Here is an 18,250-nt window from a genome sequence, read left to right as displayed (position 1 = left end):
CCTTTGTTACCTCAGTAATTTTATTGAAGCTCGCATGAGTGATGATCATCAAAAATTTCCTTACAATGAGATTGTCGGGTTTCTAACACCACAAGCAGCAGCATATTTGATAATATTTCTGATACTCGCGTTATCGACATTGGATTCCATGCGCGTGACTGTAGAGGGATTAACACCCAGTTTTTTGGCTAATTCCGCTTTAGTCAAACCTGCATTTGTGCGCCATTCTGTCAGTAGAGCTTGGAGTTTTTCTTTTTGTAGTTCTTCCTCATAAGCGGCTTTATATTCTGGGTTTTTCATCCATTCATTGTGCAATTCATTATGCGTTTTCATTATTCAGTATCTCCTGTAGTCTCGCTTTAGCTATCTCAAACTCTGTTTTTGGCGTTTTTTGAGATTTTTTTATAAAAATCCGCAACATGTAAATCGTTTTTCCTTTATGGTATACCCAAATTCCTCGTGCAATATCATTCCCCATTGTTCTGAGTTCAAATAGCCCATCCCCTAGGGGTTTTGTGTCGGGCTCTCTTAATATATGTGGATTGATTTCCATTTTTTGTACAATACGGTCATACTTAACCTTTATCTTAATCGGTAAGTCATTAGCTTCTTTTTCTGCTTCTTCGTGGTATCTGACAGTATACATTTCCAACCCCCTATATATTGCATTGTACTGCAATTTGCATTTTAATGCAATTTTTAAGGTGTAAAAAAAGCCACTTTAATTTTCGTGGCTTCATTACTCATTGGGTATTTTTCAGCGTATTAGTTTTGGCATCCATGACAACTTGATTTAAGTAATCCGCCATTTTTTGGCTTTCACCTTCGCTGTAGTTTGGCCATGGTACAAAAGGCTTACTTGAGAGGCCATTTAAAACAAAAAACTCAGGGCAGCGCCATTTTAGGGGGTGACGTTCTCCCTCGATGAAATTAACGAATACTAATGGTTTGGCCTTACTATCAACGAGTTAAGTTTAGACAATTCAACTATACGCAGATTTATCACAATAACAGTCCCAAAAAAACGGCCAAAGCACTTAAATAGTGTGGCTCATTCTGAAAGAATGAGGCCCTAATCTGAATTAATTTTGCGGGCATTATCCCCATTTTCAGGGGATAACTGCCACTTTTAGTGGGGATAATTACTGTAATTGTCTGATTATTCAATCAAACAATTGAGTGGGCGTTTTTTAATCACACTAACACTTTGCAATGGGAATATCTGAAAATTTTGTTGTCCATTGGGGAGATAAAAACTGCTGCTTCATTTTCCATGGCATTACCTGGGACTGGATACCTTGGCCCGCAAACCAAATGGTTCCTTTATCTTGGTTGATTAGGTCGATAGTATGCATTAACGCTTCACTGTTTTTATACGATTGATGGTTTTCAAATAAATTCAGTTGTACTTGCCCTGAAGGGGAAAATTCACTGAGCATAATGCCGCTTTTACTGTACTTCACATTAGGCTGCCACAATCTTTCTAGCAAAGTTACTGCTGCGTGTATGATATCCCGGCTATCTTGAGTAGGATAAACCAGTGCCTGTGTTTCATGTCCATGATAAAACGGTTGTTGAGTAGCAAAGTAACTACTTTCAACCCATAAAGACACCATCCTGCAATACTGCTTTTCTTCGCGTAATTTTTCGGCAGCTCGTTCAGCAAATGCACAGACAGATTCACGTAATAAATGATAGTCCGTAATTTTGTCACCAAAGGAACGTGAGCAAATGATTTGTTTTTTAGGTGGGGCAATTTCTTCAAGCTGAAGACACGATTCTCCATTCAGCTCTCTTACTGTCCTTTCGAGTACCACGGAATACAGTTTGCGTGCTTCATGGGTAGGTAAACGGCTTAAATCTAGTGCCGTTTTAATCCCGCATTGGTTAAGCTTCAGTGCCAGTTTTCGCCCTATTCCCCACACATCACCTACGGCCGTCAATGCCATGAGTTTTTTTTGTCGGCTGGGACAACTAAGGTCAACAACACCCTCGGTTTTTTTCCATGTTTTAGCGGCATGGTTAGCGAGCTTAGCCAACGTTTTTGTGGTTGAAATCCCAACCCCAACAGGTAAATGCGCGCGCTTCAAAACTTCATCTTTGAGTTTATGGCCAAGTTCATGCCAGGAATAAATCCCCTCCATTCCTGATAAATTACAGAAACACTCGTCTATGCTGTAAACCTCAACTTGGGGCACTAAACTCGAAACTACTGTGACAAACCGATTACTAAAATCGGCATACAAGGGATAATTTGAAGAAAATACAGCGATTTGCTTTTGTTTGATTATCGACTTAATTTCAAAATACGGTGCCCCCATGCGGATATAGGGTTTAGCAGATGCCGAACGCGCAATAACACATCCGTCGTTATTTGAAAGACAAATAATCGGTCTACCTTTCAGGTCGGGCCGGAATACGGTTTCGCAAGAGGCATACATAGAGTTGACATCGATAAGCGCAAACATGTTATTTACCGACAAGTATGCACCGCATAACGAACGATACCGAAGATTTGGATATCCATATCTTCAGTGATTAATAGTGTTTCAAATGCTTGATTGGCAGGAATGAGCGCCCGCACAGGATGTATTTGTAAGTATTTACAAGTGAACTCCCCGTTATACTCTGCGACAACGATATCCCCCTGTTTTGGGGTGAGATGGCTTTCTACTACAAGTAAGTCGCCATCGAGTACCCCTGCTTCTTTCATCGAATTTCCTGATGCACGAAGAAAATAAGTACTTTCAGGATATCGAATTAATTCAGCATCGAGGGATAGCCTGCGCTCAATGTGATCTTGTGCAGGACTGGGAAAACCGCAGGCAATCAAACTTTCAAAAATAGGAATTTGCATAGCACACCAAATACTGTATAAATAAACAGTATTAATATACTGCATATTTTCACACTACACAAATATCCCGAGTACTCTTTTTATACTAGTTTTGATAACTTGTTTTTTACTTTCACTAAAGGCTGATTAGCTTTTATCTCTGTAATACTGCTGTCTTCTTTCAACGTTGAATTAACGCCAAGCGCTTTGATGACAGACTGAATTTCAGCCTGTGATGGTTTCCAACCCGTCGTTTGAGAGACTAACATAACAAGCTGTTCTGCCGTCAATGCCTCGTTAAAGAGTGTGGCCAACAACGCAGGTAATCGTGCATCGAGGTGTTGTAATGCCGCGCCACAGATAAATGCATGGCGGAAAAACTCCCCCCTAGCTGAACGTGGTATCGATTCAATAATCTCTAATGCCTGTTTATCAGCTGGGTTTTCGGGATGAAGGTATAACGTAAATTTTTTCCGCTCAAGACTCATCGAGTTAATCCTCTTTAAAATAGGCTATGGCTTCAACTAATGCCGTTTGTGGCGAGTCTAACAGTGTAATTTTATCATTTATAAGACGCCATGCTTTTCGGATTGCGGGTTCAATTAAAGGAGCCCCGCCGCCAACCAGATAAATGCGATTTACGTTTTTAAACTGGCTGAGTTCATCGACGACACGTTCTCCTAATTGTTTTATTGCAGAATCAATGGTTTCTAATACTAATGGAATTTTCGACTCATCATTCACAATTTGACGCACAAACTGGTCGTTGTGACGTTGCTTTATTAACTCATCCGCAACCAGCGCACTGGTATCACTGGACGCCATTTTCAATGCACTCAGCGCAGCTTGAGTGACCATTGAAACACCAATTTCAGAATTACCATGAATGGCACTCACCCCATCAAACTGACCCACAATCACGCCCACATCCAGTGTTGTTCCCCCCAAATCAATTACCAGTGACTTTTCAAACTCACCCACATTATCATTAACTAATTGGGTTAACACGGCAGGTAAAGATTCAGGCATCACCTCGACGTCTTTAATCGTAAAGGTTATTCCTTTATTCAGTTTTACAGGGCGTAGAACATTTTCAATCTTTCGCTGAATATTTAACTCATTCTTTTGGCAATCTGCCGTATAGAACTCACTGATAGGTAAAGTGACAACCAGATCGACATCTTGAGGTTCAAGCTCACTACTTAAAAGTGCATGGTGGATAGCAAGGACATTCGCATCTGTATACTGATACTCAATATGAGTCGTTCTAATTGCCTGCTCACTGACCTCGTCATAAGTGAACTTTTGACCATCTAATTCATAGTTAAACGTCCCCTTTCCACCTAACCCTTCAATTTTCCAACCTTTTTTAAATGAATTCGTTGATAATTTAGTTTGAAGTGCCTGTTTGTCAAACCATGCCAGCTTCACATTTGTGGAACCATCGTCGCAATATAATTTCATACATCCCCACTTATGACTCAATTTGAGTATTAATTGCAATTTTTAATTACTCAATTTGAGGATTTAATAAAGATAATTACAAGTTAAAACTCACATTGAGTATCTTATAATAAAATAAACCAAAAATCTATCTGCAATCATAATGCAACCTATCATCTATCTACCTACAAGCTATCAGCAACCTACCTACAAGCTATCAGCAAACTAGCAGCAAGATTTTAAGCTTATATTATTGCAGCAAACTAGCTGCAATAACGTCTAATAACCTTTCTTTTCTTTGTAAGCGTTGAGCGATTCCTCTAACACCTCAACAAGTAACAATCCTTCTCGTTCAGCTATTTCACGAATTTCTTTGTCAAACTCAATAGTTACACGCGTTGCAAAAGCAAGTGTTCGATTCGTTTTTCGTGCTGATCGTCCATCTCTTCTAATATAATGATTATCAGCAACAGTAGTCTCATTTGTTATTGACTGAGATCCTTGTGGTAATGGAGCAATCTCAGGAGCAGATAAACCTGGAGCAGTTTCCTCTGAAGATGGAGGAGTTCCCAGTCTAGATTTCCCTCGTTTTAGTTTAGAAACATCAACCATGTTATTCTCCTATCTTATTAATTAAAGATTGAATCAATTCATCCGCACGTGTATTAAGTCCTTTATATCTAGTTTCTGAAATAGTTAGCCCTGCATTTTGAGCCTGCCTATATGCAGGTTTTTCCAAAAGACAGCCATTAAGAACTTCATAGCCTGCATCCTTGATATATTCTCTTGCATCACTTTCCTCTGCATCAGTTCCAATTCTGCTCAATGAAAAGATCAACTTTGAACGAGGGATACCATCTTTGACCAATCCATTAAATACTTTGACCGCAGGAATTAAATCGTCTAGTGATGCTCCTGTTGGTTGAACAACCAGATCGGCAACTTTTGCTATTTCTAATGTACCTTTACTGGCCCTGGCTGGTCCGTCAATAATTAATAAATCATATGATTCTGTTGTTGAAAGAGCTTGAGCTGCGGTTGAAAAAACTTCCACAGAAGCAGCAGGGGGTAATCCAGCAGATAACCGCCTTCTATGCCAATCAGCTGAAGTTGCTTGCTCTGTATCTAAATCAGCTAGTTTAGTTTTCAACCCTCCCATTGTTGCTTCACGAGCTAATGCCCTTGCTTCAGTACTTTTCCCTACACCACCTTTCTGAGAAATAAACGCTACTATCCACGCCATATAACCTCCGTAGTATTTTAAATACATAATAGATAGATAGCTGCAATCTTGCAACTATCTAAAAGAAAGCTAGCTTATTTATTACATTCATTATAGACAACTACAAGATTGCTTCATGCTGAAAGATAGATAGCTGCAATCATATAGCCAGCTATTAAAAAGTTAACTTAATATATCCTTTATGGATACCTATATGATTGCTGCATGCTATAAGCTAGCTAACTGCTAGTTATAAAGATATATTTAATTGAAGCTATTAGTTAAATTCTAATGTTTGTGTTGTATTGTTTGCTATATCATTTGAGTATAACTATATGAAAGGTATGAGTGTAGATCGAGAAACGTATCATTTTACTTATGTGCTTTAACTAAATGATAAGGTATCGTTGAACCCACTTATAAAAGATAAAGCTTAAATTATAGTCTAAGCATCAATGTCATAGGGCTAATAGGGGATGCAGTAAAACCATAGTATTCATAAAATTGTTTTGCTTTATCATTTAAGGCATGAACGAGTAACGCACGAACCCCAGTATTTTCAGCAACAGCTCTAACTCTAATAACAGCATCCTGTAATAACGAAGCACCTAGTTTTCTTCCCTGAGCACGTAAATCGATTGCTAATCTTCCAAGAACAATAACTGGAATTGGCTCAGGCATATTTCGACGAACACGTCCTGTAGCTTCATTATGTGAAATTGCTCCAGTCGCTAATGCATAATAACCCCAAACATGTTGATATGAATCTGCAATAACAAAGGTTCGACTGGCTCCATTCAAATGGTTAGATAGAGCCCGACGCTTTAGCCAATCATCTAAAGATGATTCACCACAAAAAAAATCATCCAGTCTATGAGATGATGATAATGGTTTAGGAGCTGATAGTTGCAGATTCACTATATTTCCTTCCATGGTGTTTCTATTGACATTAAACGATCTAGACCAGGGTTACTATTAACTGGAGCATCAAGTAATAAATTAAATTGCTGAAATTTTTCATTATCTAATTGAAAAAAAACTTGGTCTAGTAATATTGCTTGCGCTCTTTCACAAGCGACTTCAAGCATAAAATCAGATCGGTTCTTACCAAGAAGACTAGCAGCTTCATCGATTAAGTCTCGTTGTTCAGGTAAAGCCCGAAGATTAATTGCAGCATTACGCATGACAGTAACTCCTATATACACATACACAATAGATATACAATATCCTGACGTATATCTATTGTCAACACATTCACATATTGCATATAGGTATACTCCAATGACATAAGATAAAAATCATCAATTCACTACCAATGATATAACCTATATGCGATACTTTTAATGAGATAACTTAAATGCGATAGATTGGTGAAAATATGTTCATACGTGCTTACCTCAGAGCCTCTTCTGAAGATCAGTATGCAGATAGAGCAAAAAATATGCTGAATGACTTTGTTGAAGCACGAGGAGGAAAAATTGCGAATTATTATCGCGAGCATATTAGCGGCACAAAATTAGAACGCCCTGAACTTTCTCGTCTACTCAGTGATAGTCAACAAGGTGATATCTTATTAGTTGAACAAATTGATAGGCTCACTCGATTAAATAATGCCGATTGGCTAAAACTGAAAAAACAAATAGAGCAACATGAGTTACGGATTGTCAGCCTTGATATTCCTACATCTTGGCAAGCCTTAAATAGCCATGATCCCACACAAAATGATCCCATCACACAAGCAGTACTTTCTGCTATTAATACTATGTTGATTGATTTGATGGCGACCATGTCACACAAAGATTGGATCAGTCGCCGCGAACGACAAAAACAAGGTATCGAACGCGCCCAGACTTTAGGTAAATACAAAGGAAAGCAGGCGGATAAAGAGCGTCATGAGAAAGTGATTTACTACCGAAAAACAAAAGGACTCAGTATTCGTGAAACCGCAGATGCCACAGGCTATAGTTGCTCACAAGTCTGTCGAATTCAGCTGCGTTATCAACAAAAATAATCGGTATTCTATTTAGAGAGGAAAAACGTATGGCGATATCAACAGAACAACTCCTCGGACTATTACGTCGAGGATATACAATCACCACATTTTATCGTTTATCCACAAAGGCCGCCTTTCAATCCTCGGTTCGCATACCCCAAGGTTATCTTTTGCTATCACAAAATGGAGGAGAAGAATGCGTTTTAACGCATATCGAATTCCAATCGATTAAACACTTACTCACCGAACACGATATATGGGAAGAAATCATTGGTTCAACACTGTATGGCGGAAGTCGTTGGTCTTTAAAAATAATAGAAGGTTAATCTGTTACGCTCGTTGTGAGCATTTAGCGGCTGTAATGGCAATAATGCTTACCCGTCATTTTTATAACACATTCAGGTAAAATCACTGCCCACTCCCCCTTAATTTTATTCTACTATTAGACACGATAGGTTGACCTATTTAATAATAAGTGGAACCATATCAAGTTCCTTGATTTTACCACTAATAATTAAACCATCAAATTTTGAATATTTTAGCCTTTAGTGTACTAATCATTTATAGAATGATAAATTTTCTGGTATTATTTTAGATTACTCATATAATATTTATATAGAAAGTTATATAATACCCCTTATCATATTAGGCATTTACCACTATATTTATCCCACGCTAATATTTATGACCTTGTATGGAGCATCGTTAGTTAAAATGAAATTATTTCATATCATTACTGGTCTGTTTTTATTTATTTTCGGATTTATATTTGGGTTATCTATTTCATATAAACATAATACAGATTTAATTGAAACGTCGAAAAGAACAGTGTTAGGCTACCTAAATAACCCTAAGTTAGAGTCATTTAAAGATGTAATATATTATAAAAATAAAATATCTCATAATGGGGGCGAAGTCGGTTATGTCTGCGGTTTAGTCTCAGATCACAATGATCTTCACCATAAAATGAAATCTAAGAAATTTATTGTAAAAACATACAGTAAGCCAGACGGTACAATTAATATATCTATACCGATGATTGAAGGTATGGACGAGTTTGACTATCAAGGTGGGATCGAAAAATTATGGGATCGCAATTGTACCACCAGTAATGGCGAGCCAACCTCATCAAACTTAAAATAGTTATTTTTTCTTTCGCTACTCTCATAGGTCTGTTATAAATAGTGCCCCAGATATTATTCTCCTAACACCATGAAACTATTAACGTTAACTACACATTAAACAACCAACTTATATAAGTAAATCCCCCTCAGTTCAGACTCAACTCTAGTGCTTAACTATCACGTATTTTTATCAACGCATGATCGGATTCAACGCAGTCACCACAATTTTAATTTGTTATTACTCACATTTCAGCGCAACTAGTCAGCGTTTAAAGTATTCGAAGATGTTCTTCAATGTAACATTTCATCCCCTATTTGATAAATTAATAGGCGATATGCCAGGGGAAAGTAATGGATATTGAACGCATCATTCTATTGTTAAAAATGATGTCGAAAGTAAAGCGACTTATCTTTAATTTTCACATAGGTTTTATGTGCATTTTCAAAATAAAACTACACGAATAGACCGATACTTTTTCAGCTTATTATGAAAAATGATCACGTATTCAATGAATCAACGATAAAAAGCGGGGCATAACTCACGGGTATTGAATCATGCCACTGTAAACATTAGAGGTAGTGGTGAGTTGTTTCTATTTAAAAATCCATTAGGCAATATGGATCTTACGCCCAAAATTCAAAGTGGGGGATACTATTGCAAAGTTTAATTATTTATAATAAATAAAACACTAGGTTCGCTATATATTGAATTTTAAGTCAGAGGACTCTATATGGTTGTGGGATTATCCTCAGGAAAACTTTTCAACAGTCTCCCTCATTAGTCACCTTCAAGCATAATAAAATCGGTACCAACACAGTTCGCCAATACCGACCATTATCCTTTTATCACTGCATTTGGAGCTCAGACTATTCCACCTTAATGTATATTCTGATTAACCACCACGTTACATCATACTGCTTCGCCAGAAATTAACGGCCTTGTTTGAAAGACTCCGCCACCTCAGCTCCGCGCCTCAAGGATTTTAATACACTCACATCAAAATCAACGGTGGACTCCAGTAGAGTCACCGAAGAAAATACAGCCTTTAAACAACTGAATACATTTAATAAAAAGCACTCACAACTGTTACGTGTGAAGAGTAAGCACCACCACGAATATCTGAACCTTTAAGGGTTGAGCGTAATTTGACCGAACCAGTCACTCCTGTTACTTTTACATTTGCGCCGCCACTACTGGGACAATCATTTCCAGATAAAAAGCACAGCTCAGAAGTAAGTCCTTCTCCCATATCAATCGCAACACCAGAGTTAATAGGGGTTGCATCTAACAAAGAAAATGAAACTGTTGCAGACTTATTGCATTGATAATCGATAGTAATATCTCGCTGTGCCCCACTAACGTCAATCGAATTAATAACACCATAATCCAATGTTAGCGGAACATTAATATTACAAGCTGCAGGTTGAGGTGGCACTGTTGAGCCAGGAGCTGTGTTACATCCTAATGACTGGTTATCAACATAAATACACAAACGTGTTACTGGATTGCCTGTACCTAGAACCGATTTATAGTTCCAGTTTGTACCATACCCATGCTTAATCCCTAAATCCATCATAGCCTCACGACAATTACTAAACGTCGCTCTAAATTCAGCAAGAAATCCCCTAACACCGTTGCTTGAGGTTATGCTGGCTGAGCTCTGGGTAAAACCAACTAAGCTACCGGTTCCATAATAAGCCCCAACAGTGTTACTAACAGTAATTTTTATCTGGCAAGATGAGCTTTTATCGTAAATAGCTCCAGGTTCAAAACCAATAACCAAAGGATAACCTTGCCTAATCCCACCATTTACTATTCTACCGCACGCTGGATTATTTGCCCAAGGCGGGCCACCAGAGGGATAGGATGAGCACCAATCATTCAGCTCATATGTAGGCATTGAATAACAAAAAACATTTCCTGCCCATTCACCACAAGGCCAACCATTATTAGCGTTATTATGACTACCGTTTTGCCATGTTCTTCCTTCACTGCCATACAATGATACATTAGAAGTTATTGTCGCTGAATACGATAAGAGTGGAGTTAGAAATAATGATAGAATAATTAATATTCTCATAGTGAATCCCTTTATAGTCATATTGCTATATGAGCTTATTCATAGACTAAAGTATATGTCAGTGTTGCTGTAAAAAAACCTGGAGTCATTGAGGCAATAGTCGCCCCTTCCACCGCTTGTAAATACGACCTTATCCGAATAGTCATCTCCCCATTCGTTATCGGCACAACGGGTTCCACTTGCGCATTGTTTATCAGCAGTGCTACCCCACTAGGGGTTTCGAGCCCGACGGCAACCCCACTCGCCTGACTCCCCGCGTCCACGTTTAACAACCCATTGGTCGTTATCGAAGCACCGCTAAATTTCGCCGATATCGTGTTTCCAAGCGACGAATCACAGTCCGTCAAGTGAAACAAAATGTCTTCCTTGCTGTAGCGACGTTGCCCCTCCACCAAATCCTTCGAATTAATATTGCCGCCAAAATCAATCCCAAAATTCTCATAAAGCGGGTCAACCGTACACGGCAAGGCAATTAGCGTCCCACTATACTCAATATCATTACTATTCGCGGCTTGCACACCCAACGAAAACAGACTGGCCAATGATAGGGAGATAGCACTGAGAGTCATCCTGGCTTTTCGACTGTATCTGCTTTTTGATTGTGTTATCATGGGTAGTTCATCTCCACGCTGGCCGTTGCCGTAAAGTCCCCTTCGTACAACGTCGCCGAAGGATCAGCATCCTTAACTGGTACCGCGTACAATGGCAACGATTCCGTCCCGTTATCCGACATAGTTATCGGGGTGCCACTGTTCGGAGGTATCACTATCCCTTCGTGATACAGTCGAACGCCTAGGCCCGACTGGCTCGCTTGTAACGCCTTATTATCAAACGGCGCCTGCATACCGCGGTATTGCAGATACAAGGCCACCGCGTTCCCCAGTCCTTCCCCGCAACTAAGGGTTAATGTAAAATCTTGTTGATAGTTCACCCCATCAATTTTGGTGATCCCCACTTCCCCAAAAGGCACTTTAATCGGCTGATCGGGACCATCCGGCCCAGCGACATCACACGGTGGATTTTGAATTAAATTGGCGGTAAAGTTCACTTCCACCGCATACGTCGCCAGCGGTACCAGGCTGCTTAACCATAATGCCATCGCGGATATCTTGATTTGTCGGTTCATCATCATTGATACTCCACACTCAACGTGGCGGACGCGGCCATCTGACCGTCATTAATTCCCCCAGTACCACTGCCAACCGGGATCACACTGAGGGCAGGTTTCGTGTTATAATTAAAATTACGCCACGTTGCCAAATTCAGGTTACTATTATCCGCCATAAGCCGTAATCCCAAATTGGGATCTGAGGTGGACAACACATTACCCGCTTGCCCCCCCATCTGCGGGCCATCAAATTTCAGCTTCAAGGCTGGATTACTTGCCGCATCTTCACAATCGAGTGTGTAGGGAATATCAGTTTTTCCGTAATCAACCCCATTAATATTCTTGATAATCAAATCGCCCATATTCACCGTGATGGGTTGGCCGATACCACCATCCCCGTAGATGTCGCAGGTTTTCTCCACCACGGTGACCTTCACAGTTAAGGTATAGGTTTCTGCCAGAACAACCGTGGAAAATAGTATCAGGTTGCTCAGCAGTAAACTTGTTGCCAGCGCTTTCGGGGGGCGACATAAACGTTGACGTCGTAGTATTGTCATGATGATGGCCACTCCTACTCGTACAACATTTCAAAGGCGATCAGTGCCGAATACGCCCCCGGCACAAGCTGGCCTGTTCTTACCGGCGTAACGTAATAGGTCAACTGACTCTGCCCTGAGGGCAACAAGTGCGGTTCACTGTCTTGTCCCATCGGTAATAACGTACCACCCGGCGTCGTCACGGCTAATCCCAATCCTTGTACCCCCGTCACTCGGATAAAGTCTGGATTAAACGGTATTGTCGGTGCCACAAAACGAATTTTTACGGCCGGCTGCGTCGAGCTCCACGCTGTCATCCCTGTTTGAATATTTTGAAGTCGACTCGCCGTTTCTAAGCAATCTTCCAGTTCAATCTGAAACGGGATGGGCACCCCTTTACCATTGTGCTGCAAGGTCCCGGTATCTAAGTTTCCCATCTCCACCGTTTGGTAACTCGAAGTCATCGCCAAATGACACGGGCTTTCTGTCAAAGACCCTTTGACATACACCACCCCGTGCTGCCCATCCACGTTCCAGTTATCGACGGGGCGATAAATATTGTTGTTATTGTCCGCCAGGCTCGGCGCACTGACGATAGTGCTCAACACCGCCGCAAGCAGGCAGTGACGAAACTCGCATTTTTTTTGTTGGTCAGCCATCTGACTCTCCTTTTTGTCGATAACATCAGCCCCTGAATACTGCTGCTGATGCCGCCTTATTCGCTTTTATTATTGGGCACGACGTCACACGCTGTACTCTGACAACGGAACGTCAACGTCGGACGTCCTCCAAAATCATTGATGTACGTCAGCACTGGACTGTTCCCCAATTGACTAGCATTGACCCCAAGCGTATCTTGACCAAACGGTGAGACCATCACCGGTGTAAACTCCTTGCCGTTCGATGATTTTGCGTTGGCGGTCGCGTTAATAATCGTCACGTAATACGGCGTCGGATTTTTCACCACGTACTGGTCACCTTGCTTTTCCAAAGTCAATTTTTCTTGCCACGGTGCACCATTTTTCTCCGGGACTATCGCTTTCGGACGATAAAACAGTTTCACTCGCGTCTGTAAGGCAATTTGCAAGGTGTTCGGCTTATCACTTTTTGGCGGAATTTCCCGTAAGTTAAAATAAAACAGTGATTCACGATCTTGCGGCAAGTTACTGATTGCTGGCAGCGCCTCGATTTTCACCTGACTCGATTTGCCGGGCTCCAAGCGTTGAACTGGCGGTAACACCACCAACGGCGACTGGATTTTTTGCCCTTCGATGTTTTCAATCCACCCTTGTGCTAAATAGGGCAGTTGTTTATTGTTGTTCGAGATATTCAGCGAAATCGATTTTTGGCTTCCATCAAAAATGACACGGGTTCGATCCATGGACACCGCCCCATAAGCGGTACTGCTTAATATCGTAAGACCGATAAGACTTGAGACAACACGCGATACCATTTTTAATTGCATGGTCATTTACCTTTATCCAATGGGAAGGATACTCTATCCCCTAAAATCCAATCCGAATATAGTCCACACCGTCTTCGTGCGGGCCGTTTTTATGTTGATGATTTACCGCTTACGTCAGCACGCACTGTCGGTGTACACGGCAACAACATAGCCTCTTGCAAAGAGCCTAACGCCGTTGGGAAGCGTACTTCACACGCTTTGCTTTCCCCCCACGTCACCGTCATTGCATCCTCTACGTTAATACCGCTGATATAGGCACTGCCCGCATCCCCGACAATCCCTGTATTTTGACCCTTGCCGTTTTGTACTTGTGCCCCAAACGGGGGGAAGCTACCATCCGGTAAACGCAACACCGTCATCGCTTTTTGTCCCGAGACCACTGCAAAGTGACGGTAACCCACCGCCCCTTCCGTTAAGGTCGCTTGGACCACGGATTGCTGTGCATCCACATTATCTGGCAACGCATTCAAATCAATCTGCGCCTTACTGCGGTAATAACTGTTCACATCCCCCACCACTGCTTTACCAAACGCGTTCGAGATAATTGGGGCGCCAAACCCTTTAATCGGTACACCAGCAACCCCATCGGTGTCGACTAGCATCCGCGTCCCGCCTGGGGTATTAATACGATGTAACCCGCCCCCTTCCGTCGTGAGCGTTACGCCGCCACTGGCAGAAAGCCCAAACGCACTGTATTGGTTATGCATGTAACTGGCATTGGCGGTAAGACGCGCTACATCCGACTGATGGGTAATAAACGCACTGCCCGTTCCGCCTTTTTTGCTACTACCCGCACTGAGTTGGTACGTTGTCCGATCATCAATGCGGTCGTAGTAGGTCGCACGATTAGTCGTGTCATACCGGCTGCTGTTTAAGGAATAGCCCACATTGGCCCCGTTACTGAGCGGAAATGAGGTCGATAGAAACACACTGTCATCTTTGACGCCGTTGTACTCGCTGCGGTTAGCGGACAGATTAATGCTGACATTTTTAAGTGGGCCAATGTCCAGGTACTTCGACAGCATGATGCTGTAGTAATCATTGTCCGGTTGATCCCAATACGTTTGATGGTTGTAGTTCAGGTACAGAGACATCCCAAGATCTGCAAAGTTTTTATTGAGCGACACGGTATACAGCTCTTTGCTGCCCCCATAACGCTCCCCTGTTTTTAACGCATTCAAGAAATCGGACATCGACATAAAATCACGCTCTGAAAAGCGATAGCCCGCAAACTGAATGGTACTGTCAATCGCTTCAAAGCGTTTCGAGTAGTTAATGCGGTATGAGCCCCCACTAACACTACTTTGTCCTGGCAAACGGGCAAAGGACTGCGTCACATCAAAGGACAATGCACCAAAGGCCAATAAATCACGTCCAACACCCAATGAGACCGCATTATAGTTTTGGCTGTTCAGGCTCCCCCCAAACAATGACCACCCGTTATTAACACCCCACGAAAACTCTCCCGTTACAAAGCTGTCACCTTCACTGTGACGCTGGTAATTAGTCGGTTGGCCTAACGCTAACTTGTATTGAATTTGCCCGGGACGGGTCAAGTACGGTAAGCTTGCCGTGTCCACCTGAAACTCTTGGGTGGAACCGTCTTGCTCTTTAACCACCACATCCAACTTACCGCTAACCGCATCACTCAAATCTTGAATACGAAATGGCCCTGGAGCAACTTGTGTCTCGTACAACACACGTCCTTGTTGACTCACGGTTACCGTGGCATTGGTTTTAGCAATCCCCGTCACTTCCGGAGCATACCCCCGCAGATTGGGTGGCAACATATTCAAATCCGAGCGTATGCTTGCCCCAATAAATCGGAACGAGTCAAACATGTTGGACACGAGGTAATCTTCTCCGATAATCAGTTTAGCCGCTAAGTTCGGCAGCGCACGGTACGCGTAGAAGCGGTTCCAATCAAACTCCTTATTGGTCGCATCGCCCGACCCCGTGTTGTGGTTTAATCGCCCCTGCCAGTCAGCACGAAAGCGCCACGCTCCTAAGTTCACGCCGACGACCCCGTTACCATTTAACGCATAACTGTCACGCCCACCGTTGTATGAGTTATTGGCATTACTGTTGACGTTATAATCGAGCATTAATGCCGGAATTCCCTCATCCCAGCGTGACGGCGGGTCCCAATTGGGGGCGGTATACTCCAGATAAGCTTGTGGAATGCTGACGTACAAAGATGATGTCGCTAAATCGCCACGCACTTGCATACCCGGTACGCTGTCCACCAATAAACACTCACCGTCATGCCACCACACCAAATCGCTTTGTACAGAAGGAATGAGCGCCAATTGACTCACCACTGCCGGTGGCAGGCAAGCTTCACTCCCCTCCGGGTCGTTCATTGGCGGATAAAACGGCACAGACACTTCACCCAGCTGTTCGTCGTTGGCTTTTAAGGTAAAGGAATAAGTGCCTGGCATGATATAGCCGGCACGGGAAAATTGATTCAGGTCAATGTTAGTTTTGTCTTCTAAATCAAGCACATCAGTATTAAATTCAAACGCCTCGGCCGCAAGAACTGGCACAGAGAGCCCGTATAAGGATAAGGCAATCATCAGACTCAGGCCGCGAAGACGAAAAAATGTTGGTTGTGTTGAAGACATAAATAACATCCCTAAAAGTCAAGTTCAGGAAAAAAGAAACGTAAAAAATGACGCATTTTTAGTAATAATCGAGCTTAAAGCGCAAGGCCCCCTGATACTCTCCAGGCCGTAGCGGACGTGTGTCAGACACCAACTGTAATCCGTAATGCAACACGGAATTTCCTGATACAATGGCTTGTTTTGGGGGCGATTGTCCTGGGTAAATTGGCTGTCCTTGTGCATCTTGCAGTGCCAAAGCCACCCCCCGCGCATCACCGGAGACCAAGAACCACTCGCCATCGACCGGACCGTCAAAAGTGACTGAAAACTTTTGCCAAGCCTCTCCCGCATATGGGGTTAGGGTGCAACCAATCAAGGCAATTGAAAAAGGACGAACGGGCCCCCGTCCTTGCTGGCGAAGCGTGCCAATAGGCAACATTCCCATATCCACCGTCTGTTCATAGGAGCCAGTGTCAATAGCACACGCCGAATCGACAATACTGCCGCTCATGCCAATACGCCCCCAAAGTGATAATAGCTCAGCCTGCACAGGCGATATCAATACGCTCTGAGCTAACATGAACAACGCGCTTACTGAAATGATCCTCATACTCCCGTTTCCCCTTCTTTCCAAAATCCCCCTTAGCCCACATAGACGCCAAGGGGAAATATCACGGAATGACACTCATCGTGAGCTGTGCGATTAGTTGTATGCTAATGTAAAATTAGTTACGGCTTGGAAGTTACCTGGAACTGGGGTAGTACCTTGAAAACCTTGTAATGCCGCTTGGAATTTCAGTGTGTTATTGCCTTCGACGTAGTTTTGTGTATTACCGCTGTTCACATTGATTTGCGAGCCAGACGCATTCATGATTTTTACAGCAGCCCCGGAAGCATCACCGGTGATTTGCAATAAACCCGTGGTCGCCCCACCATTCAACGCTTCAGTCCCATTAAAAGTCACGGTAACTTGGTTGTCGTTTTCGAGGTTGCAGCCTTCTAACTCAATAGTGAATGGTTGAGAAGATGATGCGCCGCCATTTTCTAAAGTGATATTAGATACTTGGCCTAATGGCACTTCTTGATTCTCTTCGCCTGGTGCTATTGAACATGGCGCTTCGATGATAGACCCCGTAAACGTGACAGTACCACTACCTGCGTCAACCGCTAAAGCTGAAGTACTCATTGCGCCAGAAATTAGAGTTGCAAAAATAACTTTTTTCATATTTACCTCAATACAGAAAATGGAAATAAATGGCTTTATTAAGATTTAATTAAATAAAATCACATCTTAATAAAAATTAAATATAATTAAAAAACTTACTTTCAATAATGAAAGCAAATAAAAACCCATCATTATCATAATGAATCTTTTTTTATTTCACTAAGTTAAATAAAAACCAATTGAGAATAAAATCAAACAACCATTAAGAATAACTTTCCGTTTTCGTTAAAAAGCACGATTCGTTTGAATAATTAATTAATGGAAAAAACAGTAATTGATATTCAGCATATACTTTTGGCACTTCATTTTTTAATATTAGTGATACATCATAAAAAAATTGATCTAACGGCTCATTTAATTGATTTAATAAATATACCAACGCATCAACATCCATTTTGCAAACCCCTCGTTCATAACGAGAGACTTGCTGTTGCGAGACCCCTAGCTTTTTTGCAATATCGTCTCCTCTCAAGCCTCGTGCTTTACGAATTAAACAAAGTTGGCGCCCTATCGCCTGTGTAAGATATTGCCTAGAGGATACCTGAGAAAAAACACTTGCTTTATTCCCTTCCATTTTACTACCTTTTTTATAAATGTTGCGCTAAACCATAACT

23 protein-coding genes are annotated in these 18,250 nt (G+C 41.9%); 3 read left to right on the top strand and 20 right to left on the bottom strand.

The window, feature by feature from the left end; translation table 11 throughout:
- Positions 1 to 60: 60 nt before the first annotated feature.
- From PR767_RS18980 to PR767_RS18935, 10 genes are all read right to left on the bottom strand, one after another.
- The gene (locus PR767_RS18980) at positions 61 to 333 is read right to left on the bottom strand and encodes a helix-turn-helix domain-containing protein (protein WP_219249711.1); all 273 of its coding nucleotides are present in this window, start codon (positions 331 to 333) and stop codon (positions 61 to 63) included.
- Entirely contained in the window at positions 320 to 646 is a 327-nt protein-coding gene (locus tag PR767_RS18975) for a type II toxin-antitoxin system RelE/ParE family toxin (protein WP_272520774.1), read from the bottom strand. Before PR767_RS18975 ends, PR767_RS18980 begins: the two co-directional genes overlap by 14 nt.
- A 553-nt stretch (positions 647 to 1,199) precedes the next feature.
- Positions 1,200 to 2,468 (bottom strand): translesion error-prone DNA polymerase V subunit UmuC, encoded by a 1,269-nt coding sequence (gene umuC, locus PR767_RS18970; protein ID WP_272520773.1) that lies wholly within the window; start codon positions 2,466 to 2,468, stop codon positions 1,200 to 1,202.
- A 5-nt stretch (positions 2,469 to 2,473) separates the two neighbouring features.
- On the bottom strand, positions 2,474 to 2,857 hold the full coding sequence (umuD, locus tag PR767_RS18965) for a translesion error-prone DNA polymerase V autoproteolytic subunit (protein WP_272520772.1): 384 nt from the start codon (positions 2,855 to 2,857) through the stop codon (positions 2,474 to 2,476).
- A gap of 80 nt (positions 2,858 to 2,937) precedes the next feature.
- Positions 2,938 to 3,324 carry a plasmid partitioning/stability family protein gene (locus tag PR767_RS18960; RefSeq protein ID WP_272520771.1) on the bottom strand — a complete coding sequence of 129 codons (387 nt, stop codon included), beginning with the start codon at positions 3,322 to 3,324 and terminating at the stop codon, positions 2,938 to 2,940.
- Positions 3,325 to 3,328: 4 nt separating this feature from the next.
- On the bottom strand, positions 3,329 to 4,300 hold the full coding sequence (parM, locus tag PR767_RS18955) for a plasmid segregation protein ParM domain-containing protein (protein WP_272520770.1): 972 nt from the start codon (positions 4,298 to 4,300) through the stop codon (positions 3,329 to 3,331).
- A gap of 258 nt (positions 4,301 to 4,558) precedes the next feature.
- On the bottom strand, positions 4,559 to 4,891 hold the full coding sequence (locus PR767_RS18950; protein ID WP_166685671.1) for a hypothetical protein: 333 nt from the start codon (positions 4,889 to 4,891) through the stop codon (positions 4,559 to 4,561).
- A 1-nt stretch (position 4,892) separates the two neighbouring features.
- Positions 4,893 to 5,522, bottom strand: a complete 630-nt coding sequence (locus PR767_RS18945; RefSeq protein WP_036967867.1) for a ParA family protein — start codon at positions 5,520 to 5,522, stop codon at positions 4,893 to 4,895.
- A 417-nt stretch (positions 5,523 to 5,939) separates the two neighbouring features.
- On the bottom strand, positions 5,940 to 6,419 hold the full coding sequence (locus PR767_RS18940; protein ID WP_272520769.1) for a GNAT family N-acetyltransferase: 480 nt from the start codon (positions 6,417 to 6,419) through the stop codon (positions 5,940 to 5,942).
- A complete protein-coding gene (locus PR767_RS18935) occupies positions 6,419 to 6,685 on the bottom strand; it encodes a type II toxin-antitoxin system TacA family antitoxin (RefSeq protein ID WP_123382784.1) in 267 nt (88 codons plus the stop codon). The genes PR767_RS18940 and PR767_RS18935 overlap by 1 nt, the downstream gene beginning before the upstream one ends.
- A gap of 194 nt (positions 6,686 to 6,879) precedes the next feature.
- Here PR767_RS18935 and PR767_RS18930 point away from each other — a divergent pair, with 194 nt between their 5' ends.
- From PR767_RS18930 to PR767_RS18920, 3 genes are all read left to right on the top strand, one after another.
- Positions 6,880 to 7,512, top strand: coding sequence for a recombinase family protein (locus PR767_RS18930; protein WP_272520768.1), 633 nt, complete (start codon positions 6,880 to 6,882; stop codon positions 7,510 to 7,512).
- Between the two features lie 29 nt (positions 7,513 to 7,541).
- Positions 7,542 to 7,820, top strand: a complete 279-nt coding sequence (locus PR767_RS18925) for a cytoplasmic protein (protein ID WP_272520767.1) — start codon at positions 7,542 to 7,544, stop codon at positions 7,818 to 7,820.
- 388 nt (positions 7,821 to 8,208) lie between these two features.
- Positions 8,209 to 8,637 (top strand): hypothetical protein, encoded by a 429-nt coding sequence (locus tag PR767_RS18920; protein WP_272520766.1) that lies wholly within the window; start codon positions 8,209 to 8,211, stop codon positions 8,635 to 8,637.
- A 1,045-nt stretch (positions 8,638 to 9,682) separates the two neighbouring features.
- On the opposite strand, the gene PR767_RS18915 is transcribed toward PR767_RS18920, so the two are convergent.
- The 10 genes from PR767_RS18915 to PR767_RS18870 all read right to left on the bottom strand — a co-directional run bounded on the left by PR767_RS18915 (position 9,683) and on the right by PR767_RS18870 (position 18,210).
- On the bottom strand, positions 9,683 to 10,699 hold the full coding sequence (locus PR767_RS18915) for a hypothetical protein (protein ID WP_272520765.1): 1,017 nt from the start codon (positions 10,697 to 10,699) through the stop codon (positions 9,683 to 9,685).
- A 35-nt stretch (positions 10,700 to 10,734) separates the two neighbouring features.
- A complete protein-coding gene (locus PR767_RS18910; RefSeq protein WP_272520817.1) occupies positions 10,735 to 11,268 on the bottom strand; it encodes a fimbrial protein in 534 nt (177 codons plus the stop codon).
- Positions 11,269 to 11,306: 38 nt separating this feature from the next.
- Positions 11,307 to 11,831, bottom strand: a complete 525-nt coding sequence (locus tag PR767_RS18905) for a fimbrial protein (protein ID WP_272520764.1) — start codon at positions 11,829 to 11,831, stop codon at positions 11,307 to 11,309.
- A complete protein-coding gene (locus tag PR767_RS18900) occupies positions 11,828 to 12,364 on the bottom strand; it encodes a fimbrial protein (RefSeq protein ID WP_272520763.1) in 537 nt (178 codons plus the stop codon). Before PR767_RS18900 ends, PR767_RS18905 begins: the two co-directional genes overlap by 4 nt.
- Positions 12,365 to 12,378: 14 nt before the next feature.
- On the bottom strand, positions 12,379 to 13,002 hold the full coding sequence (locus tag PR767_RS18895) for a fimbrial protein (RefSeq protein WP_272520762.1): 624 nt from the start codon (positions 13,000 to 13,002) through the stop codon (positions 12,379 to 12,381).
- Between the two features lie 56 nt (positions 13,003 to 13,058).
- Positions 13,059 to 13,814 (bottom strand): fimbria/pilus periplasmic chaperone, encoded by a 756-nt coding sequence (locus PR767_RS18890; RefSeq protein WP_442959809.1) that lies wholly within the window; start codon positions 13,812 to 13,814, stop codon positions 13,059 to 13,061.
- An 83-nt stretch (positions 13,815 to 13,897) separates the two neighbouring features.
- Positions 13,898 to 16,432, bottom strand: coding sequence for an outer membrane usher protein (locus PR767_RS18885; RefSeq protein ID WP_272520760.1), 2,535 nt, complete (start codon positions 16,430 to 16,432; stop codon positions 13,898 to 13,900).
- Positions 16,433 to 16,490: 58 nt separating this feature from the next.
- Positions 16,491 to 16,973, bottom strand: coding sequence for a fimbrial protein (locus PR767_RS18880; RefSeq protein WP_272520759.1), 483 nt, complete (start codon positions 16,971 to 16,973; stop codon positions 16,491 to 16,493).
- Positions 16,974 to 17,114: 141 nt separating this feature from the next.
- Positions 17,115 to 17,636: a fimbrial protein gene (locus PR767_RS18875; protein ID WP_272520758.1), complete on the bottom strand. Its 522-nt coding sequence runs from the start codon at positions 17,634 to 17,636 to the stop codon at positions 17,115 to 17,117.
- A gap of 202 nt (positions 17,637 to 17,838) precedes the next feature.
- The gene (locus PR767_RS18870; RefSeq protein WP_272520757.1) at positions 17,839 to 18,210 is read right to left on the bottom strand and encodes a helix-turn-helix domain-containing protein; all 372 of its coding nucleotides are present in this window, start codon (positions 18,208 to 18,210) and stop codon (positions 17,839 to 17,841) included.
- Positions 18,211 to 18,250 lie beyond the last annotated feature (40 nt).

The sequence above is a fragment of the Providencia sp. PROV223 genome (assembly GCF_028479245.1).
In the GTDB taxonomy this organism is placed as follows: Bacteria; Pseudomonadota; Gammaproteobacteria; order Enterobacterales; family Enterobacteriaceae; genus Providencia; species Providencia rettgeri.
This window is presented reverse-complemented; position numbering and strand designations above follow the sequence as displayed.

Excerpts from the sequence above, each read along its gene's own strand:
- PR767_RS18980 (WP_219249711.1), bottom strand. The coding sequence starts at position 333 with ATGAAAACGCATAATGAATTGCACAATGAATGGATGAAAAACCCAGAA.
- PR767_RS18975 (WP_272520774.1), bottom strand. The coding sequence starts at position 646 with ATGTATACTGTCAGATACCACGAAGAAGCAGAAAAAGAAGCTAATGAC.
- umuC (WP_272520773.1), bottom strand. The coding sequence starts at position 2,468 with ATGTTTGCGCTTATCGATGTCAACTCTATGTATGCCTCTTGCGAAACC.
- umuD (WP_272520772.1), bottom strand. The coding sequence starts at position 2,857 with ATGCAAATTCCTATTTTTGAAAGTTTGATTGCCTGCGGTTTTCCCAGT.
- PR767_RS18960 (WP_272520771.1), bottom strand. The coding sequence starts at position 3,324 with ATGAGTCTTGAGCGGAAAAAATTTACGTTATACCTTCATCCCGAAAAC.
- parM (WP_272520770.1), bottom strand. The coding sequence starts at position 4,300 with ATGAAATTATATTGCGACGATGGTTCCACAAATGTGAAGCTGGCATGG.
- PR767_RS18950 (WP_166685671.1), bottom strand. The coding sequence starts at position 4,891 with ATGGTTGATGTTTCTAAACTAAAACGAGGGAAATCTAGACTGGGAACT.
- PR767_RS18945 (WP_036967867.1), bottom strand. The coding sequence starts at position 5,522 with ATGGCGTGGATAGTAGCGTTTATTTCTCAGAAAGGTGGTGTAGGGAAA.
- PR767_RS18935 (WP_123382784.1), bottom strand. The coding sequence starts at position 6,685 with ATGCGTAATGCTGCAATTAATCTTCGGGCTTTACCTGAACAACGAGAC.
- PR767_RS18930 (WP_272520768.1), top strand. The coding sequence starts at position 6,880 with ATGTTCATACGTGCTTACCTCAGAGCCTCTTCTGAAGATCAGTATGCA.
- PR767_RS18925 (WP_272520767.1), top strand. The coding sequence starts at position 7,542 with ATGGCGATATCAACAGAACAACTCCTCGGACTATTACGTCGAGGATAT.
- PR767_RS18920 (WP_272520766.1), top strand. The coding sequence starts at position 8,209 with ATGAAATTATTTCATATCATTACTGGTCTGTTTTTATTTATTTTCGGA.
- PR767_RS18915 (WP_272520765.1), bottom strand. The coding sequence starts at position 10,699 with ATGAGAATATTAATTATTCTATCATTATTTCTAACTCCACTCTTATCG.
- PR767_RS18910 (WP_272520817.1), bottom strand. The coding sequence starts at position 11,268 with ATGACTCTCAGTGCTATCTCCCTATCATTGGCCAGTCTGTTTTCGTTG.
- PR767_RS18905 (WP_272520764.1), bottom strand. The coding sequence starts at position 11,831 with ATGATGATGAACCGACAAATCAAGATATCCGCGATGGCATTATGGTTA.
- PR767_RS18900 (WP_272520763.1), bottom strand. The coding sequence starts at position 12,364 with ATGACAATACTACGACGTCAACGTTTATGTCGCCCCCCGAAAGCGCTG.
- PR767_RS18895 (WP_272520762.1), bottom strand. The coding sequence starts at position 13,002 with ATGGCTGACCAACAAAAAAAATGCGAGTTTCGTCACTGCCTGCTTGCG.
- PR767_RS18890 (WP_442959809.1), bottom strand. The coding sequence starts at position 13,814 with ATGACCATGCAATTAAAAATGGTATCGCGTGTTGTCTCAAGTCTTATC.
- PR767_RS18885 (WP_272520760.1), bottom strand. The coding sequence starts at position 16,432 with ATGTCTTCAACACAACCAACATTTTTTCGTCTTCGCGGCCTGAGTCTG.
- PR767_RS18875 (WP_272520758.1), bottom strand. The coding sequence starts at position 17,636 with ATGAAAAAAGTTATTTTTGCAACTCTAATTTCTGGCGCAATGAGTACT.
- PR767_RS18870 (WP_272520757.1), bottom strand. The coding sequence starts at position 18,210 with ATGGAAGGGAATAAAGCAAGTGTTTTTTCTCAGGTATCCTCTAGGCAA.